The organism is Phenylobacterium sp. (assembly GCF_036563285.1).
Classification (GTDB): domain Bacteria; phylum Pseudomonadota; class Alphaproteobacteria; order Caulobacterales; family Caulobacteraceae; genus Phenylobacterium.
Window position 1 is genome coordinate 571,390 of record NZ_DATCMR010000011.1, and the last position, 24,708, is coordinate 596,097.

The 24,708-nt window shown below is 71.2% G+C and carries 24 protein-coding genes; 11 read left to right on the forward strand and 13 right to left on the reverse strand.

Annotated elements, in window-relative coordinates; all coding sequences use genetic code 11:
- Positions 1–174: 174 nt before the first annotated feature.
- A complete protein-coding gene (locus tag VIL76_RS13490) occupies positions 175–1,332 on the reverse strand; it encodes a hypothetical protein (protein ID WP_332045546.1) in 1,158 nt (385 codons plus the stop codon).
- A gap of 132 nt (positions 1,333–1,464) precedes the next feature.
- Positions 1,465–4,293, reverse strand: coding sequence for a [protein-PII] uridylyltransferase (locus tag VIL76_RS13495; protein WP_332045547.1), 2,829 nt, complete (start codon positions 4,291–4,293; stop codon positions 1,465–1,467).
- A 64-nt stretch (positions 4,294–4,357) separates the two neighbouring features.
- On the opposite strand from VIL76_RS13495, the gene VIL76_RS13500 reads away from it, so the two are divergent.
- A complete protein-coding gene (locus tag VIL76_RS13500; RefSeq protein ID WP_332045548.1) occupies positions 4,358–4,696 on the forward strand; it encodes a hypothetical protein in 339 nt (112 codons plus the stop codon).
- Here VIL76_RS13500 and VIL76_RS13505 read toward each other — a convergent pair.
- Positions 4,650–5,099, reverse strand: coding sequence for a hypothetical protein (locus VIL76_RS13505; RefSeq protein WP_332045549.1), 450 nt, complete (start codon positions 5,097–5,099; stop codon positions 4,650–4,652). The genes VIL76_RS13500 and VIL76_RS13505 overlap by 47 nt on opposite strands.
- Positions 5,100–5,103: 4 nt before the next feature.
- Positions 5,104–7,791 carry a DNA mismatch repair protein MutS gene (gene mutS, locus VIL76_RS13510; protein ID WP_332045550.1) on the reverse strand — a complete coding sequence of 896 codons (2,688 nt, stop codon included), beginning with the start codon at positions 7,789–7,791 and terminating at the stop codon, positions 5,104–5,106.
- A gap of 80 nt (positions 7,792–7,871) precedes the next feature.
- On the opposite strand from mutS, the gene VIL76_RS13515 reads away from it, so the two are divergent.
- Positions 7,872–8,417, forward strand: coding sequence for a GNAT family N-acetyltransferase (locus VIL76_RS13515; protein ID WP_332045551.1), 546 nt, complete (start codon positions 7,872–7,874; stop codon positions 8,415–8,417).
- A 129-nt stretch (positions 8,418–8,546) separates the two neighbouring features.
- Here the strand turns inward: VIL76_RS13515 and VIL76_RS13520 are convergent, their stop codons facing one another.
- A complete protein-coding gene (locus VIL76_RS13520) occupies positions 8,547–9,500 on the reverse strand; it encodes an ABC transporter ATP-binding protein (protein WP_332045552.1) in 954 nt (317 codons plus the stop codon).
- A gap of 135 nt (positions 9,501–9,635) precedes the next feature.
- On the opposite strand from VIL76_RS13520, the gene VIL76_RS13525 reads away from it, so the two are divergent.
- Positions 9,636–9,887: a zinc-finger domain-containing protein gene (locus VIL76_RS13525; protein ID WP_332046504.1), complete on the forward strand. Its 252-nt coding sequence runs from the start codon at positions 9,636–9,638 to the stop codon at positions 9,885–9,887.
- 28 nt (positions 9,888–9,915) lie between these two features.
- Here the strand turns inward: VIL76_RS13525 and dnaN are convergent, their stop codons facing one another.
- The 3 genes from dnaN to hrcA form a co-directional block, all read right to left on the reverse strand.
- Positions 9,916–11,034 (reverse strand): DNA polymerase III subunit beta, encoded by a 1,119-nt coding sequence (gene dnaN / locus VIL76_RS13530; RefSeq protein ID WP_332045553.1) that lies wholly within the window; start codon positions 11,032–11,034, stop codon positions 9,916–9,918.
- Positions 11,035–11,320: 286 nt separating this feature from the next.
- Positions 11,321–11,965: a nucleotide exchange factor GrpE gene (gene grpE / locus VIL76_RS13535; RefSeq protein ID WP_332045554.1), complete on the reverse strand. Its 645-nt coding sequence runs from the start codon at positions 11,963–11,965 to the stop codon at positions 11,321–11,323.
- A gap of 14 nt (positions 11,966–11,979) precedes the next feature.
- Positions 11,980–13,047, reverse strand: coding sequence for a heat-inducible transcriptional repressor HrcA (gene hrcA, locus VIL76_RS13540; protein ID WP_414695434.1), 1,068 nt, complete (start codon positions 13,045–13,047; stop codon positions 11,980–11,982).
- Positions 13,048–13,161: 114 nt separating this feature from the next.
- On the opposite strand from hrcA, the gene rph reads away from it, so the two are divergent.
- Complete coding sequence (rph, locus tag VIL76_RS13545; RefSeq protein ID WP_332045556.1) at positions 13,162–13,878, forward strand: ribonuclease PH; 717 nt, start codon at positions 13,162–13,164, stop codon at positions 13,876–13,878.
- A 263-nt stretch (positions 13,879–14,141) separates the two neighbouring features.
- Here rph and VIL76_RS13550 read toward each other — a convergent pair whose 3' ends face one another.
- The 3 genes from VIL76_RS13550 to VIL76_RS13560 form a co-directional block, all read right to left on the reverse strand.
- Positions 14,142–15,752: an MDR family MFS transporter gene (locus VIL76_RS13550; RefSeq protein ID WP_332045557.1), complete on the reverse strand. Its 1,611-nt coding sequence runs from the start codon at positions 15,750–15,752 to the stop codon at positions 14,142–14,144.
- Between the two features lie 64 nt (positions 15,753–15,816).
- Positions 15,817–16,056, reverse strand: coding sequence for a helix-turn-helix transcriptional regulator (locus tag VIL76_RS13555; protein ID WP_332045558.1), 240 nt, complete (start codon positions 16,054–16,056; stop codon positions 15,817–15,819).
- Positions 16,057–16,069: 13 nt separating this feature from the next.
- The gene (locus VIL76_RS13560) at positions 16,070–16,600 is read right to left on the reverse strand and encodes a DUF2975 domain-containing protein (protein WP_332045559.1); all 531 of its coding nucleotides are present in this window, start codon (positions 16,598–16,600) and stop codon (positions 16,070–16,072) included.
- Positions 16,601–16,959: 359 nt separating this feature from the next.
- Here VIL76_RS13560 and rdgB point away from each other — a divergent pair, with 359 nt between their 5' ends.
- Both rdgB and hemW read left to right on the forward strand, forming a co-directional pair.
- Positions 16,960–17,559: an RdgB/HAM1 family non-canonical purine NTP pyrophosphatase gene (rdgB, locus tag VIL76_RS13565; RefSeq protein WP_332045560.1), complete on the forward strand. Its 600-nt coding sequence runs from the start codon at positions 16,960–16,962 to the stop codon at positions 17,557–17,559.
- Positions 17,556–18,695: a radical SAM family heme chaperone HemW gene (gene hemW, locus VIL76_RS13570; RefSeq protein WP_332045561.1), complete on the forward strand. Its 1,140-nt coding sequence runs from the start codon at positions 17,556–17,558 to the stop codon at positions 18,693–18,695. Before rdgB ends, hemW begins: the two co-directional genes overlap by 4 nt.
- On the opposite strand, the gene VIL76_RS13575 is transcribed toward hemW, so the two are convergent.
- A complete protein-coding gene (locus tag VIL76_RS13575; RefSeq protein ID WP_332045562.1) occupies positions 18,692–19,783 on the reverse strand; it encodes a hypothetical protein in 1,092 nt (363 codons plus the stop codon). The genes hemW and VIL76_RS13575 overlap by 4 nt on opposite strands.
- 109 nt (positions 19,784–19,892) lie before the next feature.
- On the opposite strand from VIL76_RS13575, the gene VIL76_RS13580 reads away from it, so the two are divergent.
- On the forward strand, positions 19,893–20,228 hold the full coding sequence (locus tag VIL76_RS13580; protein WP_332045563.1) for a hypothetical protein: 336 nt from the start codon (positions 19,893–19,895) through the stop codon (positions 20,226–20,228).
- Between the two features lie 5 nt (positions 20,229–20,233).
- Here the strand turns inward: VIL76_RS13580 and VIL76_RS13585 are convergent, their stop codons facing one another.
- Complete coding sequence (locus VIL76_RS13585) at positions 20,234–21,460, reverse strand: pyridoxal-dependent decarboxylase (protein ID WP_332045564.1); 1,227 nt, start codon at positions 21,458–21,460, stop codon at positions 20,234–20,236.
- Positions 21,461–21,544: 84 nt separating this feature from the next.
- Between VIL76_RS13585 and rsmI the strand changes: the two genes are divergently transcribed.
- From rsmI to gshB, 4 genes are read left to right on the forward strand one after another with little or no spacing between them, the layout of a single operon-like run.
- Positions 21,545–22,411: a 16S rRNA (cytidine(1402)-2'-O)-methyltransferase gene (gene rsmI / locus VIL76_RS13590; protein WP_332045565.1), complete on the forward strand. Its 867-nt coding sequence runs from the start codon at positions 21,545–21,547 to the stop codon at positions 22,409–22,411.
- 5 nt (positions 22,412–22,416) lie between these two features.
- Positions 22,417–22,791, forward strand: a complete 375-nt coding sequence (locus VIL76_RS13595; protein WP_332045566.1) for a YraN family protein — start codon at positions 22,417–22,419, stop codon at positions 22,789–22,791.
- 20 nt (positions 22,792–22,811) lie between these two features.
- On the forward strand, positions 22,812–23,627 hold the full coding sequence (locus VIL76_RS13600; RefSeq protein ID WP_332045567.1) for a transglutaminase family protein: 816 nt from the start codon (positions 22,812–22,814) through the stop codon (positions 23,625–23,627).
- A gap of 54 nt (positions 23,628–23,681) precedes the next feature.
- Complete coding sequence (gene gshB / locus VIL76_RS13605; protein WP_332045568.1) at positions 23,682–24,632, forward strand: glutathione synthase; 951 nt, start codon at positions 23,682–23,684, stop codon at positions 24,630–24,632.
- Positions 24,633–24,708: the final 76 nt, after the last annotated feature.

A 24,708-nucleotide genomic window follows, 5' to 3' on the forward strand; every position in this document is an offset into this window, starting at 1 on the left:
AGGGTCTCGTCCGGCTCAAGAACGCGAACCGATGCGCGGTGGACCGCAAGACGCCGCCAAATGCAACCTCGGCTTCGCCCGGCCACGCCCGGTCCGGCCTGAGCAGTGGCGCCGCTCGAACGTCAGTTTCGGCGTCCAGGCCGGAACTGCCGCCTGCCACCTGCCGGCGCTTGTCTACTCACGTCCCGCCGACTGAGCGTCTTCAGCACGAGCCCCGGCAAGGATGTTGGCCAGGCCGTAGTTGCCCTCGTGGCAGGCGTACTCGAACATCGGTCCGCCGCGCACCAACTCGTACTCGCCGCCCCATGGCTTGTCCCACATGGTCGGGTCGACGATCTCGAAGCGGTAGTTCATCCGCTCAGGCGAGACCATGGTGAACCGCTCGATCACCTTGAGGTGCTCCCACGACCCTCGATACGCCTGGCTTTCCGGCAGGTTCGTGGTCTCGACGACCAGGGTGTCGCCCTCCCACCAGCCGATGGGGTCGCCAAACCAGGGCCGCACGCCGTCGGCGCGATGGGTGGAATTCAGCCGGATGACCCGCACGTCGTGGATCATTTCGGTGACGATGGCGACGTGGTCGGTGGCCATCTGGAAGTAGTGGTTGTTGTTGTAGAGCCCGTCGAACATCGGTGGGTCGGACCGCACGATGATGCAGCGCTCGGCGAGGCCGCGGGTCTCGGGGTTGTCGTTCTGAGGTCCGCGGTTGCGCTCGGCGGCGCTTTCGCCGGCGGAGCCTTCAGCCACGGCCGCGCGGGCGCGGCGCTGGCGCTCCGCCGCGGTCTCCTGGCGCTTGGCTATGGGATACTGGCCGTCGGGCGTGGTCAGGAGAGAGGTGCGCGGCTGGCCGTTCACCCGCATCACCTTCTCCCCGGGCGCCGTCCAGGCGGCGTCGTAGTTGCACACCTGGGCCGCGCCAGAGCGGCCGCCTGAGCAGGTGTCCTTGGCCTCGATGTCCCTGATGGTGGCGCCTGCTTCCGTGGGCGCGTTCGCCCGGGCGAGCAGCGTTGCGTTTTCGCCCTCGATGATCCGCGCCTCCGCCTCGGTCAGCACAAGGCGCGAGCCGAAAGCGGCGGGGCGGTTGATGCCGGTCAGGGTCTCGTTGTTCCACACACCCGTGAAGTCCGGTTTGCCGTTGAACCGCGGCGGCGAGAAGCCGGGCGCGAGCCGCGGTCCGAGGATCGGCGCTGGGGCGGGCACATCCTGCAGCGAGCCCGGAGCCCCCTCGACCGCGGCGGTGCCGGGTCGGACCTTGAGCTCCTGTCCAAGGGCTGGACCGGCCGCCAGCCAGGCGCCGGCGATCAGCAGAGCCGTGAAAATGCGCGATGACATGTGTGCCGATCCTCCCCACCTTCCGCACCTGCCGCAGTCGCGCGGACCAGGGCCGCGGAATGTTCGAGCAGGAGACTAGCGCAAAGCGAGAGGCAGGTAAGGGGCGCTCCGGCCGGGCCGCCCGCCTCGCCCCTACCGCGCCACCGAAGCCCGCGCGCGCTGCAGGTGGGCGCGGCGGCCGGCGGGTTGGCCGTCCTCTTCGCCGGCGGTGAGCGCGGCCATCAGGGCGGTCTTCAGGGCGTTGCGCCTGCGCGCGTCGGTGAGCTTCTGGCCCTCGGCGTCGACCACGTAGAAGGCGTCGACCGCGCGCTCGCCGTAGCCGTCGATGTGGGCCGAGAGGATCGACAGGCCGGCGTCCGAGAGCGCGCCCGCCAGCGCCGCCAGCAGGCCGGGCCGGTCGCGGCCCGAAGCTTCCACCACTGTCGAGGTCTCGGACGCATCGTTGTCGAGCATGACCGTCGGCGTGATCGAGAAGGCGGCCGCACGTCCGAAGTCGGCGATCCGGCGGGGCTCGCGGGTGGAGGGCTCCCCGCGGGCCGCCGCCTCCAGGCTCTCGGTCAGCCTGGTCAGCGCCCGCGCATTGTCGGCGCCGTAGGGTTGGCCGGCCACGTCCTGCACGTAGAAGACGTCGAGCGCCTGACCTGCGCGGGAGGTGAACACCCGCGCGCCCACCACGTTGGCGCCGGCGCCGGTGATCGCGGCGGACAGGTCGACGAACAGCCTGGGGCGGTCGGCGGCGGCCACCACCACCTCGGCGGCGTTGCGGTCGGCGCGGATCTTCCCCTCCGCCGCGGCCCCGCCGCGCTCGACAGCGCGGGCGGCCACGCGGGCGTGGCCCAGCACCTCGGCTTCGGTGAAGGCGGTGAAGTAGGCGTCCTCCATGGCGTCCACCCACCGCTCGGCGGCGGCGTCGGCCTTGGCGATGGCGACCCGGGCGTCGTAGGCCTGGTTCTCGTAGTAGCGGCGGATGGCGGCGGCGGCGTCGGAGCCGCGGCCGCCGCGGAACACGGCCTCCGTCGCCCCGTAGAGCTCGCGCATCAGCTGGCCCTTCCAGCCGTTCCAGACGCCCGGGCCCACCGCACGGATGTCGGCCACCGTCAGCACCAACAGCAGGCGCAGCCGCTCCGGCGTCTGCACGATGGCGGCGAAGTCGGAGACGGTGCGCGGGTCGGAGATGTCGCGCTTCTGGGCGTAGTCGCTCATGACCAGGTGGTGCTCGACCAGCCAGGCCACCAGCTCGATCTTCGAGCGGTCGAGGCCCAGCCGCTCGCAGGCCTGGCGCGCGGCCCGGGCGCCCGCCTTCTCCTGGCCGCCCGCCCCGCCCTTGCCGGTGTCGTGCAGCAGCATGGCCAGGAACAGGGCCTCGCGGTCATCGATCAGGGGCATGATCTGGGCGGCCAGCGGGTGGTCCTCCGCCAGGCGGCCGGCGGCGATGTCGGCGATGATGCCGACCGCGCGCAGGGTGTGCTCGTCCACCGTGTACGAGTGGTACATGTTGAACTGCATCTGGGCGACGATGCGCCCGAACTCCGGAATGAAGCGGCCCAGTACCCCGGCCTCGTTCATCAGGGTCAGGGTGCGCTGCGGGTCCCGGCCGTGGGCCAGGATCTGCAGGAACACCCGCGCGGCATGGCGGTCGCGCCGCACGCCCGAGGTGATCAGGCCCGCCATCCGGGAGGCGAGCGTGAAGGCGTCCGGGTGCAGGTCCAGGTTCCGCTCGTCGGCGATCTGGAACAGCCGCAGCAGGTTGACCGGGTCGGCCTCGAAGGTGTCGGCGCCTTCCACGTCCAGGCGGCCGCCCACCTCGTGGAAGCCCGCCACGTCCAGAGGCTTGCGCTTCAGCCGGCGGCCCGGCAGCAGGCGCGAGATGCCTTTGGGAGAAGCCTTGACCTTGTCAGCTTCAAGCTTGGCCGCGAAGACGCGGGTCAGCGCTCCCACCTCCTTGGCGATCAGGAAGTAGCGCCGCATGAAGCGCTCGACGGCTGGCGCGTCGCCGCGGTCGCCGTAGCCCATCCGCCGCGCCAGCTCCGGCTGCAGGTCGAAGGTCAGCCGCTCCTCGGGCCGGCCGGTGGTGAAGTGCAGGTGACTGCGCACCGCCCACAGGAAGTCGAAGGCGCGGATGAAGGTGCGGATCTCGCGGCCGTCGAACATCTCCAGCTGCATCACCTTCTCGATGCTCTCGCCGGGATGCAGGTACTGGGCGATCCAGAAGAGGGTGTTGAGGTCGCGCAGGCCCCCCTTCCCCTCCTTGATGTTGGGCTCGACCATGTAGCGGGAGGCGCCGGCCCGCGCGTGGCGGTCGTCCCGCTCCTTCAGCTTGGCGGCCACGAACTCCGCGCCCGTGCCCTTCACCACCTCGGCCTGGAAGCGGCGGGTGAGCTCGGCGGCGAGCTTCTCGTCGCCGGTGAGCCGGCGCGCCTCGAGGATCGAGGTGCGGATCGTGAAGTCTTCCTTCGAGAGCTTGATGCACTCGTCGATGGTCCGCGAGGCGTGGCCGACTTTGAAGCCAAGATCCCAGAGGGCGTAGAGCATGTACTCGATCACGCTCTCGGCGTGGGCCGTCTGCTTGTAGGGCCGCACGAACAGCAGATCGATGTCGGAGAAGGGCGCCAACGTCCCGCGCCCGTAGCCGCCCACCGCCATCAGCGCCAGCCGCTCACCCTCGGTCGGGTTGCGCGCCCGGAACACGTGCACCGTCGTGTAGTCGTAGAGCGCCGAGACCACCTCGTCGGTGACGCCCGAGAGCAGCCGCGCGGTCTCGATCCCGCCGGCGCCGTTCTCCAGCCGCTCCTTGGCGATCATGCGCCCGCGGAACAGGGCCGCCTTGAGGATGTCCAGCGCCGCCTTGCGTTGCGCCGTCTCGCTGCCCGAGTGCTCCAGCGCCGCCGCCGAGAGCTGCGAGCGCAGCTTCACCCCGTCGACGACGTACTCCAGGCGGGTTGGACGTAGGCGGGGCGGCATGAGGCGAGGATATAGGCTTCTTTGTGCTGGGGCGCAGGCCCTTCCCGTCGCGGCTCAGCCCCCTATGTTGCCGCGCCTCATGTCCAGGGGCTCCTACAGGGGCGGCTCGACCCTGACCGGGTGGAACGCCAACGGCTATGCCTCCGCCTCCGGGAAGAGGTGGCGCGGGCGCGTGGCCGCCTCCGCCGACGAGAGCGCCGCGCGCGACGAGCAGGTCCGCAAGCGTCACGGACTGCTGCCCAGGAAGCCGAACCTCAAGGCCAAGGAGGAGGCCAAGGTCGAGGCCAAGCAGAAGCTCAGGAAGGTGAGCCGCACCAGCGCGCCCGTCGTGGTGAAGGTGAAGCGGCGGCGGCGCGTCAGCTCCGCAGCGCCTTCAGGAAAGCGTCCGGGTCGCGGAGCTTGAGTTCCATCGTCTCGTCCCGCCGCTTGCCCCGGATCTCGAGCAGGACGACGCGGCCACGCCAGGTGGACTTCGCCTCCGCCCGCTGCACGGCATGGCGCGGCACGGCATGCTCGAGTCCCCAGATCTCCGGCAGGAACATCAGATTGAATGGGAACTTCGGACGCACGATCAACTCGGCCGGGGTCACGGCCACCATGAGGATGTTCGAGGCGCCGCCGAGACGGGTCAGCGGACTGCGGTGCGACGCGCCGGAGGCGTTCTTCTCTAGATAAGTCGTGCCATTGGGGGGCTTCGGCACGATCGGCTTGCCCGCGCGCCGACGATAGATGATCGACCCGGCGACGCCGGCGGCCAACCAGAGCACCACAACGCCATACAGCGTCAGGAAGAGGCCCAGTTCCATGGCTTCAGCTTAGCAGGCCCTTCAGGCGGTAGAGCGCGTCCATCGCCTCGCGGGGGCTCATGCTGTCGGGGTCGAGGCCCTTCACCGCCTCCTCGACGAGGCTGGGGCCACGCGCCTCGGCCACCGGCGTCGTGGCGGCGAACAGCGGCAGCTCGTCGAGGTTGGCCGGGCCGGCGGCTTCCTTCTCCAGCCGCTCCAGCACCGCCTTCGCCCGGACCACCACCGCGGGCGGCACGCCGGCCAGCTTCGCCACCTGCACGCCGTAGCTGCGGTCCGCCGGGCCGGGGCCCGCCTCGTGCAGGAAGATCAGGTCGCCGTTCCACTCCTTGGCCTTGAGGCTGAGGTTGGCGACGTAGGCGAGCCTGCCCTCCAGCACCGCCAGCTCGTGGTAGTGGGTGGCGAACAGCGCCCGGCAGCGGTTTGTCTCGTGCAGCGCCTCGGCGCAGGCCCAAGCGATGGCCAGACCGTCGTAGGTCGCCGTCCCGCGGCCGATCTCGTCGAGGATCACCAGGCTGCGCGGCGTCGCCTGGGTGAGGATGGCCGCGGTCTCCACCATCTCGGCCATGAAGGTGGAGCGGCCGCGGGCCAGGTCGTCGCCGGCGCCCACCCGGCTGAACAGCCGGTCGACGACGCCGAGCCGCAGCCGCTTCGCCGGCACGAAGCAGCCGGCCTGGGCGAGCACCGCCAGCAGGGCGTTCTGGCGCAGGAAGGTCGACTTGCCGGCCATGTTCGGGCCGGTGACGATGGCCAGCCTCGGCCCGCCCGCCCCGGCGCCGTCGAGCCGGCAGTCGTTGGGCGTGAAGGCCTCGCCGGCCCGGCGCACGGCGGTCTCCACCACCGGGTGGCGCGCGGCCTCGGCCTCGAAGGCCGTGGAGCGGTCCACCACCGGCCGGCTCGCGCCCACGTCGTCGGCCCATTCCGCCAGGCCTGCCGCCACGTCGAGCCGCGCGGCGGCCTCTGCGGCCGCCTGGATGCCGGCGGCCACGGTGATCGCCGCCTCCCGCCAGGCCTCGAAGGTCTCTACCTCGATGGCCAGCGCCCGCTCGGCCGCCTGGGCGATCCTGGCGTCCAGCTCGGCCAGCTCGACCGTGGTGAAGCGCACTTGGTTGGCCAGCGTCTGGCGATGGATGAAGACCGCGTTGTGCGGCGGCGCCATCAAGGGCTCGGCCGCCTTGGCCGTGGTCTCCACGAAATAGCCGAGCACCGCGTTGTGCCGCACCTTCAGCGACACGCCGCTCTCGGCCGCCAGCCGGGCCTCCAGCTGGGCGATCACCTTGCGGCTGTCGTCGCGCAGCGCGCGGGCCTGGTCGAGCTCGGGCCGCACGCCGGCGGCCACGTAGCCGCCGTCGCGGGCCAGCGCCGGCAGGTCTGAGCCCAGGCCGGCGGTCAGCAGGTCGCGGAAAGCCAGCAGTTCGGCGTGCAGGTCGGGGTTCAGCGCCGCCAGCGCCTGCGCGATCTCCGTCGGCGGATTGACCAGCGGCGGGCGGGTGTCGGCGAACAGCGCCACGATGGCTTCCGCCGCCGCCAGGCCGTCCCGCAGGGTCCCCAGGTCGCGCGGCCCGCCGCGGCCGAGCGCCAGCCGCGACAGCGCCCGGGCCATGTCGCCCAGGCCCTTCAGCTGCTCGCGCAGCCTCTGCCGCTGGCCGCGCTGCTCGCAGAACCAGGCCACCGCATCCAGCCGCGCGTCGATGGCGGCCGGGTCCAGCAGCGGCCGGGCCAGCCGCGCCGCCAGCAGACGCGCGCCCGGCGCGGTCACCGTCCGGTCGATGGCCCCCAGCAGCGAGCCGTCGCGGCTGCCGGAGGTCGCCCGCTCGATCTCCAGGCTCGTCCGGGTCGCCGGATCTATGGCCATCACGTCGGCCTCGCCGGCCCGCTTCGGCGCGCTCAGCGCCGGCAGCCGGCCGGCCTGGGTGGTCTCCAGGTGGGCCGCGATCAGCCCCAGGGCCGAGACCTCCGCGCCCGACAGCGTCCCGAAGCCGTCCAGCGTCTCGACGCCGTAAAGCCGCTTCAGCCGCGCCTCCGAGGCGCCCGGCTCGGCGAGCGCCGAGGCCATCGGCTGCACGAACCCGCCGGCCGACTTCAGCGCCGCGCTCACCGCCTCGTCGGCGAACAGCCGGTCCGGGACCAGGATCTCCGACGGGCCCAGCGCGGCCAGGCAGGAGGCGAGACCGGAGACGCCGGTCGCCAGCACCTCCACCTCGCCCGTCGACAGCTCGACGCTCGCCACCGCCGCGCTCCCGGCGCGTACCGAAATGGCCGCCAGCCGGTTCGCCCCGCGGGCGTCCAGCAGGCCCTCCTCGGTCAGCGTCCCCGGCGTGACGATACGCACCACGTCGCGGCGCACCACCGACTTCGACCCGCGCTTCTTGGCCTCCGCCGGGTTCTCCATCTGCTCGCAGACGGCGACCTTGAAGCCGGCGCGGATCAGCTTGGCGAGGTAGGCCTCGGCCGCATGCACCGGCACCCCGGCCATGGGGATCGGCGCGCCGCCGTGCTGCCCGCGGGCCGTGAGCGTGATGCCCAGCGCCGCGGCGGCCTTCTGGGCATCCTCGAAGAACAGCTCGTAGAAGTCCCCCATCCGGAAGAACACCAGCGCGTCCGGCTGGCGCGCCTTGGCCTCGAAGAACTGCGCCATCACCGGCGAGGCGCCGGCGGCGGGGTCTTGCGTGGCTGTGGGCGCAGGGGCGTTCATGGGAAACGGGACGTTAACCATCGCCGCCCGAGTCGGTCAGCCCCTTGAACCGTCGCACCCCCGACCCAAGCTGTGGATGGATGAGCGAGACAGGCGCCCGGCCGAGCTTCGTCGTCTTCCCTGCAGGTCCGGCCGACGCCGAGGACCTGGCCCGCGTGCACGTGCAGGCCTGGCGCGAGACCTACCGGGGCCTGCTGCCCGACGCCTTCCTGGCGCGGATGAGCGAGCCGGGCTTCACGCGGCGCTTCCAGCGCGACCTGCAGGGCCTGGCCGGCGTCACCCTGGCCGCCGCCGACCGCTCCGGGATCGTGGGCTATGCCGCCGGCGGGCCCTCGCGCCGCGGGATCGACGGCGAGGCCGAGATCTCCCTGCTCTACGTGGTCCGCGCCCGCCAGGGCCGCGGCGTCGGCCGCGAGCTCCTCACCCGCACCGCGCGTGCGCTGGCCGAGCGCGGCGCGGCCTCGCTGATGATCTCGGTGCTCCGCGAGAACCACCCCGCCCGCCGCTTCTACGAGCACCTCGGCGGCCTCGCCGAGCCGGCCCGCCAGGAGCCCGGCCCCGGCGGCCAGCTGGTCCACGAGGTGGCGTACACCTGGCCGCTCCCTCTCCCATCGGGAGAGGGGTAGGGGAGAGGGCGGCTCCGAATATCCGCTGCGAAAGCGAGGGGACGGGAAGGCCCCGCGTCCCCGTCCCCTCATCCTGCCTGGGGGAAAGCCGCGCCGCCCTCACCCTGCCCTCTCCCATCGGGAGAGGGTTCAGATCTCCGCCGCCTCGGGCGCCGCGTACGTCAGGCTCACGAACACGTCCTCCAGGTCTGGGTCCTCGGTGGAGATGTCCTTGATGTGCAGGCCCGCCTTGCGGATCGCCGCCAGCACCTGCTCGACGCTCGACTGCCCCGTCCGGTAGGCCACCGAGAACGCGCCGCCCTTCAGCATCTGGGTCTCGAACCCGGGCAGGGCCGGCGCCTGCGCCACCGGCTCCTCCGGCGTCACGATCACCTTGCGGGTGTCCATCCGGCGCAGCAGCGTCGTGGTCGGCTCGCAGGCCACCACCTGACCGCGGTTGATGATCGCGATCTGGTCGCAGAGCTCCTCGGCCTCCTCGAGGTAGTGGGTGGTGAGCACGATGGTCACCCCCTTGCGGTTCAGCTCCAGCACGTAGTTCCAGAGCTGCTTGCGGAGCTCCACGTCCACCCCGGCGGTCGGCTCGTCGAGGATCAGCACCGGCGGGTTGTGCACCATGGCCTTGGCGACCATCAGCCGCCGCTTCATGCCGCCGGAGAGCTGGCGGACGTAGGCCTTTTCCTTGTCGGCGAGGCCCAGCGCGGCCAGCAGCTCGCGGCTCCTTCGCTCCTTCGGCGGCACCGCGTACATGCCGGCCGCCACCTCCAGCGCCTCCAGTGGCGTGAAGAACGGATCCGCCGCGATCTCCTGCGGCACCACCCCGATGGCGGCGCGCGCGTCCCTCGGCCGCTCGTCGATGTCGCGGCCCCAGATGCTCACCGTGCCGGAGGTCTTCCGGCACAGGCCCGCGAGGATGTTGATGAAGGTGGACTTCCCCGCCCCGTTCGGCCCCAGCAGGCCGAAGATCGAGCCCCGCGGGATGGCCAGGTCGATGCCCCTCAGCGCCTGCATCTGCGGCGTGGTCTTGGTCGCCGCGTAGGTCTTCACCAGGCCGCGGGCCTCGATCGCGTAATCAGGTAGGTCCATGCCCGTCCGCTTCATTGACGCCGCAAGGCGCGCTCGCATACCTAGGCGCGCGCAGCGTCCGCGCCAAGCTGAGGTCCCGTCATGGCTCGCCGAGTCCGCAACAAGGGTGTCGAGGCCCAGAGCCGTCCCGAGCCGATGCCCGCGCGGCCGGCCCTCACCCCCGACCTGCCGGCCCCCGAAGTGATCGCCGTCCGCTCCGGCCGCGTGGCCTGCGACGGCGTCGGCGGCGCGCTGGGCCACCCGCGGGTCTGGCTGGAGATGGGCGAGGCGACCTTCGTGGAATGCCCCTACTGCGACCGCCGGTTCGTCCTGGCCCAGGGCGCCGGCGAGGGCCTGGAGGACGAACGCCTCGCCCCCGGCGTCTACGAAGGCCCGCACGGGCACTGACACCCTGAGCTAGGGGTCGAGAGGGAGATCACACCCTCAGCGGCATCAGGATGTACTGCACGTCCGCGTCCGCGGGATCCAGCACCAGGGCCGGGTCGTTGGGCCCGCCGAACCGCAGCTCGGCCGTCTCGCCGGAGATCTGGTCGGTGATGTCCAGCAGGAAGCGGGCGTTGAACGACAGCTCGAAGGCGTCGCCGTCGTACTCGATCTCCAGCTCCTCGACGGCCTGGCCGGCCTCCATGTTGCGCACGGTGAGCACGCAGCGGCCGCTTTCGATCGCCATGCGCACCGAGCGGCTCTTCTCGGCCGAGATGGTGGCCACCCGGTCCACGGCCTGGGCGAACAGCTTGGCGTCGACGATGACGATGCGGTTGTTGTCCTTCGGGATCACCCGGCCGTAGTCGGGGAAATTGCCGTCGATGACCTTCGAGGTCAGCGCGCCGACCCCGAACTCGAAGCGCACCTTCTGCGGGCTGATCTGCAGCTCGACGCTCTCGCCGGCGTCCTCCAGCAGGCGCCGCGCCTCGCCGATGGTCTTGCGCGGCACGATCACGCCGGGCGAGCCCACCGCGCCCTCCGGCGCCGGCATCTCCGCCAGCGCCAGGCGCGAGCCGTCGGTGGCCACCGCCCGCAGCTTCTGCACCCCGTCCTCGGAGACGGTGTGGAGGTACATGCCGTTCAGGTAGTAGCGGGTCTCCTCCGCCGAGATGGCGAAGCGGGTCTTGTCGATCAGCCGGATCAGGTCGTTGACGTCGACGCCCATCCGCCCCGACAGCCCCTCCGACGACATCACCGGGAAGTCGCCGGCCGGCAGCACCGGCAGGTTGAAGCGCGAGCGCCCGGCGGCCACCGTCAGGCGCGGGTCCTCGCCGGTGAACGACAGCGAGACGTCGGCGCCCTCGGGCAGCTTGCGGACGATCTCGTAGAGGGTGTGGGCGGGCGCGGTGATCTGGCCGGGCTGGTCCACCTGGGCCATGGCCTCGTCGATGATCTCCATGTCCAGGTCGGTCGCCGAGAAGGTCAGCTTGTCGCGCTCGGCGCTCAGCAGCACGTTCGACAGGATGGGGATGGTGTTGCGCCGCTCCACGGCGCTCTGCACATGCCCGAGCGCCTTCAACAGCGCGGCCCGCTCGATCGTCAGCTTCATGTCTTGTCCCGGCTCACCGCGCAGGAATCAGCCCCGACCCCCGCGCCCCCCGACTGAGGGGACTTGCGACATTAGCGGTTTTCAGTGGCGGTGGAAGAGGGGCGGCGCCGGCCATTTCCCTCCCCTGATGGGGAGGGACAGGCCGCGCAGCGGCCAGGGTGAGGAAGTCTGGTGACAGAACACCCCCGTCCCAAGACTAGCTGAACCCCATACGCCCTGTTCCGGCCGGCGCTTCCTCACTCGGCTCGCCTACGGCGAGCTGTCCCTCCCCAGGAGGGGAGGGAAACTACGCCCGCGTGTCCACGCTGCCGCCGGAGCCCTCGCCGCCGTCGTTCGCCGCATACGGGTTCGCGCCCCCATCGCCGCCGCCCGCAGGCGCGCCGGCCACCTTGGCCGCCACCGCCACCATCGCCGGGCGGATCAGCCGGCCGAGCAGCTCGTAGCCCGACTGCATGACCTCCACGACCCCGCCGGGCGCCACGTCGGTCCCCGGCGCCTCCATCATCGCCTGGTGCTTGTGGGGATCGAACTTCTCGCCGCGGTCGGGATGGATGCGCTTGAGCCCATTGCGCTCGAACGCCGACTGCAGCTCCTTCTCGGTCAGCTCGACGCCGAGCACGAAGTTCTTCACCGCCGTGTCCTCGGTGTCGCGGGGCGCCGCCTGCATGGCGCGCGCCAGGTTGTCGGCCACGCCCAGCAGGTCGCGGGCGAACTTCTGGATGGCGTAGGCGCGCGCATCGTTGGCCTCGCGCTCGGCGCGGCGGCGCGTGTTCTCCATCTCGGCGGCGTAGCGCAGCACCTGCTCGCGCAGGCCCGTGGCTTCCGCCTTCAGGGCCTCGTACTGGGCGGCGTCGTTCTCGCTCAGCCCGGCGCCGTCCGCGCCGCCGCCAAAGTCGAAGGCCTCGTCGCCGGGCGTCTTGTCTTCGCTCATCTCGTTTCCAGTGCTTACGCGTTCATCACCTGGCCCAGGACCCTGGCGGTATAGTCCACCAACGGGATCACGCGGGCATAGTTCAGGCGGGCGGGGCCGATCACGCCGATCGCGCCCACCACCCGCTGCGAGCCCGTCATATAGGGCGCGGCGATCACGGCGGAACCGGAAAGCGAGAAGAGACGCGTCTCCGCGCCGATGAAGATGCGCACGCCCTGGCCGTCGCGGACCCCGTCCAGCAGCTGGATCAGCTGCTCCTTCTGCTCCAGGTCCTCGAACAGCGAGCGGACCCGCTCCAGGTCCTGCAGCGCCTCGGCCTCCTCCAGCAGGTTGGCCCGGCCGCGCACGATCAGGGCGCGCTCGTCGCCCTCGCCGCCGCCCCAGGCCGCCATGCCGTCCTCCACCAGCCGGGCCGCGGTCTCGTTCAGCTCGCGCTTGGCGCGGTCCAGTTCCACCCGCAGGTCGGCCTTGGCCTCGTTGAGGGTGCGGCCGCGCATCCGCGAGTTCAGGAAGTTGGACGCCTCCTGCAGGGCCGAGGGGGTGACGCCGGCCGGCAGCCGGATCAGCCGGTTCTCCACCGTGCCATCGTCGAAGACCATGATCGCCAGGGTCCGCTCGACGGAGAGGGAGACGAACTCCACGTGCTTGACGCCGGCGTCGCGCACCGGGGTCACCACCACGCCGGCCCCGCCGGCGAGGCCCGACAGGATCGACGAGGCCTCGTTCAGCGCGTCCTCGTAGTTGCGGCCGTGGGCCCTCAGGCGCGCCTCGATGGAGCGGCGCTCCTCCTCGGCGACGTCGCCCACCTCCAGCAGGCCGTCGACGAACAGCCGCAGGCCCGCGTGCGTCGGCAGCCGCCCGGCGCTCACGTGTGGCGCGCCCAGCAGGCCGAGCTGGGTCAGGTCCTGCATGGTGTTGCGGATGGAGGCCGGCGATAGCGAGATGCCGGCCTTCGACAGGGTGCGGGAGCCCACCGGCTCGCCGGTCTCCAGATAGCTCTCCACGATACGGCGGAAGATGTCCCGCGCCCGCTCGTCGAGCTCGGCCAGCGAGGGGCCTCGGGCGAGGAATGGATTGCTCACTTGGTCTTTCTTAGACGCCTGGACTACGCCCATGGACTGGACCTTCACGATCTAGGATAAGCGCGGCCTCCCGCGGCGCAAGACGCGCTTGCGGTTCAAGGAGTTCCCGAGAGCATGCGTCCGTCCGAGCGCACCCCCGACAGCTTGCGTCCCGTGACCCTGGATACCGGCGTCAACCGCTATGCCGAGGGCTCCTGCCTGGCGAGCTTCGGCCACACCAAGGTGCTGGTGACGGCGAGTGTGGAGGAGGGCGTTCCGCCGTTCCTGCGCGGCCGCGGCCAGGGCTGGGTGACGGCGGAGTACGGCATGCTGCCGCGCGCGACGCACACGCGGGGCCGGCGCGAGGCCGCCCAGGGCAAGCAGTCCGGGCGCACCCAGGAGATCCAGCGCCTGGTGGGCCGCTCCATGCGCGCGGTTGTCGACATGAAGGCGCTCGGGGAGCGGCAGATCACCCTGGACTGCGACGTCGTCCAGGCCGACGGCGGCACGCGCACGGCGGCGATCACCGGCGCCTGGGTCGCGCTTCGCATGGCGACCCGCTACCTGCTGGAGGAAGGGGTGATCTCGAGCGACCCGATCCTCGACCAGGTGGCGGCGATCAGCTGCGGGGTGTTCTCGGGGACCCCCGTGCTCGACCTCGACTATGAGGAGGACTCCAACGCCGAAGCCGACGCCAACTTCGTGCTCACCGGCAAGGGCGACATCGTGGAGATCCAGGCCACCGGCGAGAAGCGCGGCTTCTCGGAGGCCGAGTTCGAGGCGCTGTTCAGCCTCGCGCGCAAGGGGATCGGGGAGCTCGTGGTCCTGCAGAGGCAGGCGACGGGCGGCTGACTGAGCCGCCCGCACCGGCGCCCTTAGAAGCCGTGGAACATCCCGCGCACCGCCGACGGCGGCAGGCGGTCCAGCTCGCGGGCGAGCGGGGCGAACATGGCGTCCAGGAAGCGTTCGATGGCAGCGATCATGGGACGGCACTCCTTTGCTGCGCTGCGATATAGGCGCCCCGATTTCATCATGCAAGGAATTCCTCGGTCGAGAGGGTGCGGCATCGCTGCGCTGCGGCCACGCCGTTGCTGCATTGCGAAATAAGGCGGCGCTTAGAGGTGCGCTTCGCCAGGGATCACGGTCTCGCCGTCCTTGTCCGGCGAGGCCTGGGCTCCCATCGGGCTGCGGTCGCGCATCGGCACGTGCGGGATCAGCAGGACGACCGCCGCGGCGGCGGCGATGACGTAGAGGCCGACGAAGAAGGTGTCGGTGATCGCCCCGGTGATGATGTCGCGCACGAACGGGGGCATCGCCGGGGCCCCGCCGCCGGCCGCGGCCTCGAGGCCCATCCCCTGCAGCTTGCCGATGTCGACCCCCGGCATGATCCGGCCGAGGCCAGAGTTGAGCTGGTTGGTCAGGTAGGTCCCGAACAGGGCCACCCCCATGGTCGAGCCGATCTGGCGGAAGAACTGGCTGGAGCTGGTGACCACCCCCAGCTGGTTGGGCGGCATGGCGTTCTGGATCGCCAGGCTGAACAGGCTCTGGCCGGGGCCCAGGCCCACCCCCAGTACCGCCATCCTCCAGGCCAGGTCCGGCCGACTGGTGGCGGCGTCCATCTGGCTCAGCAGCCAGATGCCCAGGAAGGTCACCGCCACCCCGAACAGCATGAAGGGCTTGTAGCGGCCCGTGCGGGTGACCAGCCGGCCGCAGATGATCGAGCTCACCATCAGCCCGCCCATCAGCGGCAGGGTGGAGAGGCCGCTCACCGTGGCGTTCACCCCCTGCCCCAGCTGCATGAACAGCGGCAGGAAGGCCACCGTGCTCATGAAGGACATGGAGACCAGGAAGCCGGCCAGGTTGGCGGTGGTGAACACCCGGTTCTTGAACAGCTCCAGCGGCAGGATGGGGTCCGAGGCGTAGCGCTCCGCAACCACGTAGAGCACCAGGCCCACCGCCGCGCCGGCGAATAGCCCGAGCACGGTCGGCGAGGTCCAGGGGTGGGTGTGACCGCCGAAGGTCAGGGCCAGCAGCAGCGGCACGAAGGTGGCGATGATCAGCACGGCGCCCACGAAGTCGATCTTGCCGCGGGCCTGATGGGACATCCGCGGCATCTTGAAGAGGATCATGAACAGCGAGAGCAGCGAGAGCGGCAGGTTCAGGTAGAAGACCCACCGCCAGCCGGCGACCACGTGGCCCCCGAGCGTGACCGTGCCGTGGTCGGTGAAGTAGCCGCCCACCAGCGGCCCGATGGTGCTGGCCAGGCCGAACACCGCGCCGAACAGCCCGCCAAGCTTGGCCCTTTCCCTCGGCGGGTAGAGGTCGGCGATGATGGCGAAGGCGGTGGTGAACAGGCCGCCGCCGCCGATCCCCTGCAGCGCCCGCCAGACGATCAGCTGGGTCATGCCGCCGCCGATGATCGGCAGGTCGCCGAATTCCCCGGCGATACCGGAGAGCCAGGAGCCCGCCAGGAAGAACCCGATCGACGCCAGCAGGACGGGCTTGCGGCCGTAGAGGTCGCCGAGCTTGCCCCAGATCGGCACCATGACGGTGGAGGTCAGCAGGTAGGCGGTGGTGACCCAGGCATAGAGCGCCAGCCCGTTCAGCTCGGCGATGATGCGCGGCATGGCGGTGGCCACGATCGTCTGATCGAGCGCCGACAGCAGGAAGACGATCATCACCCCGGCCAGGGTGACCTGGCGCTCCTGCTTGCTGAACTCGGCCATGATCCCCCGCGGCCGCCTGCCTACAGCGGCGGCTCGCCGTTCGGCAAGCCGCGGCGGCGACAGGTCACATCCCGCCGTCGTCCTCCGGCTCGTCGCCGGGGCCGGCTTCGTAGAGCAGCAGGTCGCCGGGCTGGCAGTCCAGCTCGCGGCACAGGGCGGCCAGGGTGGAGAAGCGCACGGCGCGCGCCTTGCCGGTCTTCAGGATCGACAGGTTGGCGATGGTGACCCCCACGCGGTCGGCGAGCTCGGTCAGCGACATGCGCCGTTCGAGTAGTACGCGGTCGAGGTGGACGCGGATCGGCATGCGTGGACGGCCTTCAGATCGTCAGCTCGGCTTCGCGGCGCAGGCGGGCGCCTTCGCGGAACACTTCCGCGAGCACGAAGACCACGAGGACGGAGAACCAGGCGGTGGGGCTGAAGTTGGCGTTCACCCGCTCGATGTCGGGCACCAGCCAGGCGCTGGCGGCGCGCACCAGGTAGCGGCCGCACTCGAGCGCGGCCAGCATCACGCCGATCAGGCGCAGGCGCCGGACGTTGTCGGGATGGAAGGGGTCCCCGGCGGTCAGGGTCACGAAGATCCGGCGCAGGCAGCCCACGATCACCAGGACGCCTGCGATATAGACCGCGCCGGCCAGCAGGCCGCCGGTCACCACGGGCCAGCGGCTGCCGATCTCGATCTCCTCGGAGTCGATCACGACCCGGCCCAGCAGGTCGGGGTTGAAGCTGAAGAGCAGGGCGGCGAGCGCCATCAGCGCGATGGCCGCCAGGCCGATCCACAGCGCGGCGTAGACCACGTCGAGGATGATCTTCAGGAAACTGGATACGGACCCCGGGCCCAAAGCGCGCATGCTTGATAAGTCCCCTCTCCTTCGCCTCGGCCCGTCCCGGGCGTTCCGGGACGGGCGCTAGGCGAACCCCACGAGCCGGAGCCTAGATGCCGGACGCGGCGAGGGCCAGGAAGGGGGTGGCGCCGAGCAGCAGCACGACGGTGAGGGTCAGGCGGTCGAGGGTGGACATGACGGAAGCGGACATCTTGGTCTCCAGTGTTTGTGCGGTGCAGAAGCTTGAGCAGCTCCAATGCCGACAATCGATACGGCCGCATCGTTTCTCGATCAAATGAATATCGAGTAACGATATTAAACTTTCGCAATGCAACAGCACGAGAGCGGGCCTATGGTCCGCCGCCCTCTCTATCTGGAGACTCTAGATGGCCCTGAAGCTGGAGCCCGGGACCCGCCTGGTCCTGGCGACCCACAACCCCGGCAAAGCCCGCGAGCTGGCCGAGATCCTGGACAACCGCTTCGAGGTCGTCACCGCCGGCGCCCTCGGGCTGGCGGAGCCGGACGAGACCGAGAGCACCTTCGTCGGCAACGCCCTGCTGAAGGCCCGCACCGCGGCCGAAGCCTCGGGCCTCGTCGCCCTGGCCGACGATTCCGGCATCTCGGTCCGCGCCCTCGACGGCCAGCCCGGCATCTACTCCGCCCGCTGGGCCGGCCCCGGCAAGGACTTCACAGTCGCGATGCGCAAGGTCGAGGAGCGGCTGGAGGAGGCGCAGACCGACGACCTGTTCGCCTGGTTCACCTGCGCGCTCGCCGTCGCCTGGCCCGGCGGACCGGCCGTGGTGGTGGAGGGCCGGGTGGACGGGACGCTGACCTTCCCGGCCCGCGGCGACAGAGGCTTCGGCTACGACCCGATCTTCGTCCCCGAGGGCCACACCGAGACCTTCGGCGAGATGGACCCGGCTGCGAAGGACCGGATGAGCCACCGCTTCCGCGCCTTCGAGAAGCTGAAGGCCGCCCTGCTGTGAGCCCACCGCTGGGGGTCTATGTCCACTGGCCCTACTGCGCCCGCATCTGCCCCTATTGCGACTTCAACGTCTTCCGCGACCGGGGCCGGACGCAGGAACAGGCCGCGCTCGCCCGCGCCATCGTCGCTGATCTCGAAGCGCAGGCGCGGCTGACGGGACCACGCGAGCTGGTCTCGGTCTTCTTCGGCGGCGGCACGCCCTCCCTGATGGATCCGGCGTGGTCGGCGGAGATCGTCGCTGCCGCCCGCCGCCTCTGGACGCCGGCCGCCGACCTGGAGGTCTCGCTGGAGGCCAACCCCACTGACGCGGAGGCGGCGCGCTTCGAGGCCTTCGCCCAGGCCGGCGTCAACCGGCTGTCGCTCGGTGTGCAGTCGCTGGACGACGCGGCGCTGGCGTTCCTGGGCCGCAACCACGACGCCGCCGCAGGCGTGCGCGCCGCCCAGGCCGCAGCCCGCGCCTTTCCCCGGCTCTCCGTGGACCTGATCTACGCTCTGCCCGGCCAGATCCCCGAGGCCTGGGCCGAGGAGCTGCGCGCTGTCGTGGCGCTGGGCGCCGAGCACGTGTCGCCGTACCAGCTGACCATAGAGGCTGGCACCGCCTTTGGCCGCGCCGTCCGCCGCGGCCGCTTCACGCCCGCCGATCCGGATGCCGGCGCGGTGCTCTACGACACCACCCAAGCGACCCTCGAGTCGCTGGGCTTCGAGGCCTACGAGGTCTCCAACCACGCCCGCGGCGAGGCCGCCCGCTCGCGGCATAACCTCGTCTACTGGCGCGGCCACGACTACGTCGGCGCTGGCCCCGGTGCGCATGGGCGCCTCACCATCGGCGGCGCACGCCAGGCGACCTTCGCCGCCGAGCGGCCCGCCGCATACATCGCCCGCGTCGCCGAGACCGGCGTCGGCTTCGAGGCGCTGGAGCCCCTCTCCGCCCGCGACGTGGCCGAAGAGCGGGTGCTGGCGGGCCTGCGGATCGCCGAGGGCGTCCCGCGCGCCGAGATCGCGCCGCTCGAAGTGCCGCCGGCCAAGATCGCCCACCTCGTGGAGCTGGGCCTGCTCGCCGACGATCCCCACCGGCTGCGCGCCACGCCGAAGGGCCGGCTGGTGCTGGACCGCCTCACCGCCGAGCTGGCCGCCTAGTCTTCGCCCTCGCCTTCCTCGCGCACGGCGCCGCGGTTGCCCTCCATCTCGCGGCCCTTCCTCTCCTCTTCGCGGGCGCCGGCGAGGATCCCCGGAAGCGCGTAGTTGCCCTCGTGGCAGGCGTACTCGTGCACCGGCCCCTTGGCCGCGCGCCAGGCCTCCTCCCCCTTCACCGGCTGGGAGAACGTGGCGGGGTCGACCAGCTCGAACTGGTAGTTGATCTCGGTGGGCGAGACGCGGGTGAAGCGCTCGACTACCTTCAGGTCCCCGGTGGCGCCGCGGAAGGCCTGCTCGGGCCGAAAGTTCACCGTCTCCACGACCAGGGTGTCGCCCTCCCAGCGGCCGATTGAGTCCCCCATCCACTGCCGCACGTGTCCCGGCTTGTGCTTGTCGTTCAGGCGGACGATGCGGGTGTCGTGCACCATCTCGACGAGGATCAGGACCTCGTCCTTCGACTGCACGATCTGGTAGTGGTTGTTGTAGAGCACCGGCAGCATGGGCGGGCCCGAGCTGGAGCCGAACGCGACGATGCAGCGCTCGGCAAGCGGCCGCCGCTCCGGGCCGTCGAAGTTGCCGACCTGGGCGTTCCCCTGCCGGCCGCGCGCCCGCGCCAGGGCCTCGCGGGTGAACGGCAGCTGGCCGTTCTTCGGCTCGGTGATGATCGAGGTCCGCGGCTGGCCCTTCACCCGCATCACCTGCGTGCCCGGATCCACCCAGAACATGTTGTAGCCGCAGGTGGGGCCGGTGGAGCCCGACGGGCAGGCGGGCAGATCGTCGACCTTCGTCTCGGCCTTGGTCGGCGCGGCATGCACCGCGAAGGTGGCGGCGTTCGCCCCCTCCAGTCCGGCCACCTCGGCCTCGCTGAGCGCCAGGCGGTCGCCGTAGCGGGCCTCGCGCTCCAGGCGGGTGATGGTGGCGTTGGTCCAGACCCCCTGCAGGTCCGGCTGCCCGAAGGCGTTGCGCGGCGCCTTCCAGTTGGCCGGCGGAGGCGCGGGCGCCGCGGCCTGGGTCTGGGCTGCGGCCGGCGCTGCGGGGATGGCGGCGGCGAGCGCGAGGGCGCCGACGGCGGCGAGAAAACGGGGCGTCATGTCAGCACCTCCCTGGAGCGCCGGCTCTGGCGGCCGGTGACGGAAGCTTGCTGCGCACGCGCGATCGGATCAAGCTGTCGGCACACGAGCGTCCTTACGGGGAAACACCATGCGCATCCTGCTCGCCGCGGCCGCGGCCCTCGCCATCGCCACGCCGGGCGCCGCCGGCACGCTTCAGGAGATCACCACGAAGGGGATGGTCCTCGTCGTCGAGGGCATGGAGATCGACGTGAAGTATACGCCCGACGGCAAGTTCACCGCCATGGACGGCCAGGTGACCGGGACCTGGCGCATCGACGGCGACAAGATGTGCACGACCTCGAACTTCGACCCGAACGAGAGTTGCATCGAATACCCGAAGGACAAGAAGGCCGGCGACAGCTTCGAAGTCCAGGGCCCCATGGGCACGGCCACGATCCGCATCAAGAACGAAGCGCCGAAATAGCCGCCTCAGGAGTAGCGGGCCTCGGCTTCGGTCGGGCCCGCGACTGCCCCCAGCGCCCATTCCAGATCGGCCAGGTACTGGTCGGCCACCTGCGCGTGGATGGGCGACAGCATGAGGTGAAGGCTCTTCGGCTCCGTGGTCACACCGGTGAACCAGCCCCGCTCGCGCAGCTTCGCCCACAAGGCGACGCAGTCCACGTCCTCACGGGTGAAGGCGACGATGCCGAGCTGCGGCCGGCCGAGCACCGTGAAGCCGAGCGCCTCCACGCCGGCTTCGATCCGCCTGCGGGCGTCGGTGACGAGGGCGTGCTTGCGGCGGTAGCCGTCCACCCCCAGGAACTGCATGACCGCCCAGGCTGCGGCGATGGCGCCGCCGGGCCGCGTGCCGGCTAGCGTCGGCGTCACCATCCGCCCACCGGGCCAGTCGCGCACGTCGAACGCCATCAGCTGGAAGAGCTCGGCCGAGCGGAAGAATACCGTGGAGGCGCCCTTGGCGCAGTAGCCGTACTTGTGCAGGTCCGCCGAGATCGAGCGGACGCCGGGCAGGACAAAGTCGAAGTCGGCGATCTCCGCGCCGTCCAGCCTCACGAACGGGGCGATGTAGCCGCCGACGCAGGCGTCCACGTGCAGCCACAACTGCCGCTCGACCGCCAGCTCCGAAAGCGCCGCGATCGGGTCCACTAGCCCGTAGGGGAAGTTGGGCGCTGAGCCCACGATCATCACCGTCGAGCCGTCGGCCGCCGCGGCCATGGACGCCGCGTCGGCCAGGTAGCCATGAAGCGGCGTCCGCCTCACCTCGATCTCCATGACGGCGCAGGCCTTGTCGAAGGCCGGGTGCGCGGAGCGCGGCAGGACGATGTTGAGGCGGCCCTGGACGCCGCGGACCTTGCGGGCGTGATCGCGCGCCGCCTTCACCGCCATGCTGATGGAGTCCGTGCCGCCCGAGGTGATCACGCCGGCCGCCTCGGCGGGGGCATGGAACAGCTCCAGGCCGAAACCCACGACCTCGGCCTCCATCTGCCTCAGGCTCGGGAAGGCGGCCGGGCCAAGCCCGTTCTCCGACATGAAGAGGACGTAGGCCTCCTTCTGCACCTGCTCCACGTCCGCGCCGGCGTTGAAAACGTAGACGGCGGTCTTGCCTTCACGCCAGCGGACATCCCCCTGCGCCAACTCCAGCATCTGGGCCTTCACCTGAGGCCAGGGCGCGCCGCGGTCCGGCAGGGGGCGTCTCATGGCTCGCGCTCCTTGAGGGTGACGATTGAAGCCATCATAGGCGCGGCCCTTGCCTTTCGGCGACTGAGCGGCGAACCCTCCGCCATGGCCCGCGCGCTCCTTCCGCCTGCCCTCGACGACGCGCCGCTGGCGGCAGGGCTCTATGTCGTGGCGACGCCGATCGGCAACCTGCGCGACATCACGCTGCGGGCGCTCGACGTGCTCGCCGCCGCCGACCTGGTGCTTGCCGAGGACACCCGGGTGGCGGGCAAGCTGCTGTCCGCGTTCGGCCTCTCGGCCAAGCTGGAGCGCTACGACGAGCACGGCGCCGAGCGCACACGGCCCAAGGCGCTCGCCGCGCTCGAGGCGGGTAGGCGCGTGGCCCTGGTCTCCGACGCCGGCACGCCGCTGGTCTCCGATCCCGGCTACCGGCTGGTGCGCGAGGCCGCGGCGGCGGGTCACCCGATCTTCCCGATCCCCGGCGCCTCGGCCCTGCTCGCGGGGCTGTCGGTGGCTGGCCTGCCCACCGACCGCTTCCTGTTCGCCGGCTTCCCGCCCCCGAAGAGCGCGGCGCGGCGGACCTTCCTGGAGGAGCTGGCCGGCATCCGCGCGACTCTGGTGTTCTTCGAAGGGGGCTCGCGGCTGGCGGACAGCCTGGCCGACATGGCCGTGGTGCTGGGCGACCGGCCGGCGGTGGTCTGCCGCGAGCTCACCAAGCTGTACGAGACGGTCTATCGCGGCTCCCTCTCCGAACTGGCGGCCGACCCACAGCTCGCCGAGCCGAGGGGCGAGATCGTCGTGCTGGTGGCGCCCGGCCGCGAGGCCCAGGCGAGCGCCGCCGACGCCGACGCCGCGCTGGCCGACGCGCTGACCCGCCTGCGCCCCGCCGATGCGGCTTCCGAGGTGGCCAAGGCGTTGGGCCTGCCCCGCCGCGACCTCTACCGCCGCGCCATGGAGCTGAAGGCGCGGTGAAGCCGGTGCGGCCAGATCGCGCGGCCCGCGGCGCCGCCGCCCGCCTCTCGGGGCGCCGCAGCGAGGTGTTGGCCGCCGTCTGGCTGATGCTGAAGGGCTACCGCATCCTCGGCTTCCGCCTGCGCACACCCCAGGCGGAGATCGACCTGCTTGCCCTGCGCGGCCGGACGCTCGCCGTCGTCGAGGTGAAACGCAGGATGGACCTACAGACCGCGCTGGAGACCGTCACCTTCGACCAGCGCACCCGGCTGCGGCGCGCGGGGGCAATGTTGGCTGCCCGACGGCCGAGCCTGGCGGGTGCGGCGGTACGTCTCGACCTCATGGCCCTCGCGCCGGGGAGGCTTCCTATGCATATTCCCGACGCTTGGAAGGGCGGCTGAATGCGCGCCCGAAGGGACGAATGACCCGCGAAGACGCCGAAGACACGCTCTTGGAGGCGGGCGCCGCCCAGGACGGCGACTTCCCCTTGCTGGAAGCGGCGATCGCCTGCGCGGTCCACGAGGACCCCACGCGCGATCCGAAGGTGGCCCGTGACCTGGGGGCTGCCGGGGTCGATCGGCTGTCGCAGCGGATGAAGCGGGAGAGCGCCGAGGAAGCCCTGGCCGAGGCCATGGCCGGCGACCTGCGGCTGGGCGGCGACCTCTTCACCTATGAGGACCCGGAGAACGCCGATGTCATCGCCGTCGCCGAGCGCCGCAAGGGCCTGCCGGTGGCGCTGGGCATCTTCTACATCCACGTGGCGCGCCGCTGCGGCCTGACCCTCCAGGGCGTCGACTTCCCGGGCCACTTCCTCCTGCGAATCGAGACCGAGGAGGGGCCGCTGGCGCTGGATCCGTTCTCGGAAGGACGCGTCGTGCTGCCGTCGGAGCTAACCCGCCGCGCGCTGCACGCCGGCCTGACCCCCAACGTCGCCGACCGGCTCGACCGCCTGATGGCGCCGGTGCCCGACCGCGCCGTGCTGGTGCGGCTGCAGAACAACATCTTCGCCCGCGCGACGGCCGCACGGGACTTCCCCCGCGCCGAGCGCGCCGCCCTGCGCCGCGCCCTGCTGGACCCCAACGACCACCGCCCCTGGCTCGACGTGGCGGCGGCCCGCGAAGGCCAGGGCGCGTTGGCCGGCGCGCTTGAGGCGCTGGCCCGCGCCACCACGCTGGACGGCGGCGCCGCGCTCGCCGCCCGCGCGGCGCGCGAGCGGGTACGGCTGCGGCTGAACTAGCGCTCCTTCTCCGCACCGCCTATGTCCGTCATCTGAGCTGTCGGGAGCGGGCGCATGGCCTTGAAGGTCGCGGTGCAGATGGATCCCATCGAAGGGATCAACATCGAGGGCGACACGACCTTCCTGATGATGGAGGCCGCCCAGGCGCGCGGGCACGCCCTGTTCGTCTACACCCCCGATACGCTCGCCATGGACGAAGGCCGGGTGTTCGCCCGCGGCCGGGACGTGACCGTTCAGCGGGTTGCCGGCGACCACGCGAAGCTGGGCCCGTGGCGACGGGCCGAACTCACCGAGTTCGGCGTCGTCCTGCTGCGCCAGGACCCGCCGTTCGACATGCACTACATCGACACGACCTTCTTCCTGGAGGCGGTGCACCCGAAGGTGCTGGTAGTGAACGATCCGCGCGAGGTCCGCAACGCCCCGGAGAAGCTGTTCGTCACCAGGTTCCCCGGCTTGCAGCCGCCGACGCTGATCAGCTGGGACAAGGAGGCGATCTACGACTTCCGCGCGCGGCACGGCGACTGCGTGGTGAAGCCGCTGAACGGCCGCGGCGGCTCGGGCGTGGCGCGGCTGCTTGCCGACGATCCGAACCTGGATGCCCTCTTGGAGTTGCATGCGGAGATCGGCCGAGAGCCGGTGATCGTGCAGAAGTTCCTGCCGTCGGTGACCAAGGGCGACAAGAGGATACTGCTGATCGACGGAGAGCCGGTGGGCGCCATCAACCGGGTGCCGCAGAAGGGGCAGATCCGCTCGAACCTGGCGGTCGGCGGCAAGGCCGAGCCGGTGGAGCTCTCAGCGCGTGACAAGGAGATCTGCGCGACCATCGGGCCGGAGCTGAAAAGCCGCGGCCTGATCTTCGTTGGCATCGACGTGATCGGCGACTTCCTGACCGAAATCAACGTGACCTCGCCAACCGGCGCCGTGGCGCTGAAGCGGTTCACCGGCGTCGACGCCGGCGATCTGCTCTTTGAACGGATCGAAAGTCGGCTCGCCGACGCCCGCTAGCTTGACGCGGAGCCGCCGGAGCGGCATCTTCGCCTTAGGTTCCGTCTTTGTTCACCATCTGAGCTGGTGCGGAACC

Coding starts and splice junctions, on each gene's coding strand:
- VIL76_RS13575 (WP_332045562.1), bottom strand. CDS start 19,783: ATGACGCCCCGTTTTCTCGCCGCCGTCGGCGCCCTCGCGCTCGCCGCC.
- rph (WP_332045556.1), top strand. CDS start 13,162: ATGCGTCCGTCCGAGCGCACCCCCGACAGCTTGCGTCCCGTGACCCTG.
- VIL76_RS13525 (WP_332046504.1), top strand. CDS start 9,636: ATGCCCGCGCGGCCGGCCCTCACCCCCGACCTGCCGGCCCCCGAAGTG.
- VIL76_RS13505 (WP_332045549.1), bottom strand. CDS start 5,099: ATGGAACTGGGCCTCTTCCTGACGCTGTATGGCGTTGTGGTGCTCTGG.
- mutS (WP_332045550.1), bottom strand. CDS start 7,791: ATGAACGCCCCTGCGCCCACAGCCACGCAAGACCCCGCCGCCGGCGCC.
- rsmI (WP_332045565.1), top strand. CDS start 21,545: ATGGCCCGCGCGCTCCTTCCGCCTGCCCTCGACGACGCGCCGCTGGCG.
- grpE (WP_332045554.1), bottom strand. CDS start 11,965: ATGAGCGAAGACAAGACGCCCGGCGACGAGGCCTTCGACTTTGGCGGC.
- VIL76_RS13585 (WP_332045564.1), bottom strand. CDS start 21,460: ATGAGACGCCCCCTGCCGGACCGCGGCGCGCCCTGGCCTCAGGTGAAG.
- VIL76_RS13580 (WP_332045563.1), top strand. CDS start 19,893: ATGCGCATCCTGCTCGCCGCGGCCGCGGCCCTCGCCATCGCCACGCCG.
- VIL76_RS13555 (WP_332045558.1), bottom strand. CDS start 16,056: ATGCCGATCCGCGTCCACCTCGACCGCGTACTACTCGAACGGCGCATG.
- VIL76_RS13490 (WP_332045546.1), bottom strand. CDS start 1,332: ATGTCATCGCGCATTTTCACGGCTCTGCTGATCGCCGGCGCCTGGCTG.
- VIL76_RS13560 (WP_332045559.1), bottom strand. CDS start 16,600: ATGCGCGCTTTGGGCCCGGGGTCCGTATCCAGTTTCCTGAAGATCATC.
- VIL76_RS13600 (WP_332045567.1), top strand. CDS start 22,812: ATGACCCGCGAAGACGCCGAAGACACGCTCTTGGAGGCGGGCGCCGCC.
- gshB (WP_332045568.1), top strand. CDS start 23,682: ATGGCCTTGAAGGTCGCGGTGCAGATGGATCCCATCGAAGGGATCAAC.
- rdgB (WP_332045560.1), top strand. CDS start 16,960: ATGGCCCTGAAGCTGGAGCCCGGGACCCGCCTGGTCCTGGCGACCCAC.
- VIL76_RS13495 (WP_332045547.1), bottom strand. CDS start 4,293: ATGCCGCCCCGCCTACGTCCAACCCGCCTGGAGTACGTCGTCGACGGG.
- VIL76_RS13520 (WP_332045552.1), bottom strand. CDS start 9,500: ATGGACCTACCTGATTACGCGATCGAGGCCCGCGGCCTGGTGAAGACC.
- dnaN (WP_332045553.1), bottom strand. CDS start 11,034: ATGAAGCTGACGATCGAGCGGGCCGCGCTGTTGAAGGCGCTCGGGCAT.
- VIL76_RS13515 (WP_332045551.1), top strand. CDS start 7,872: ATGAGCGAGACAGGCGCCCGGCCGAGCTTCGTCGTCTTCCCTGCAGGT.
- VIL76_RS13500 (WP_332045548.1), top strand. CDS start 4,358: ATGTTGCCGCGCCTCATGTCCAGGGGCTCCTACAGGGGCGGCTCGACC.
- VIL76_RS13550 (WP_332045557.1), bottom strand. CDS start 15,752: ATGGCCGAGTTCAGCAAGCAGGAGCGCCAGGTCACCCTGGCCGGGGTG.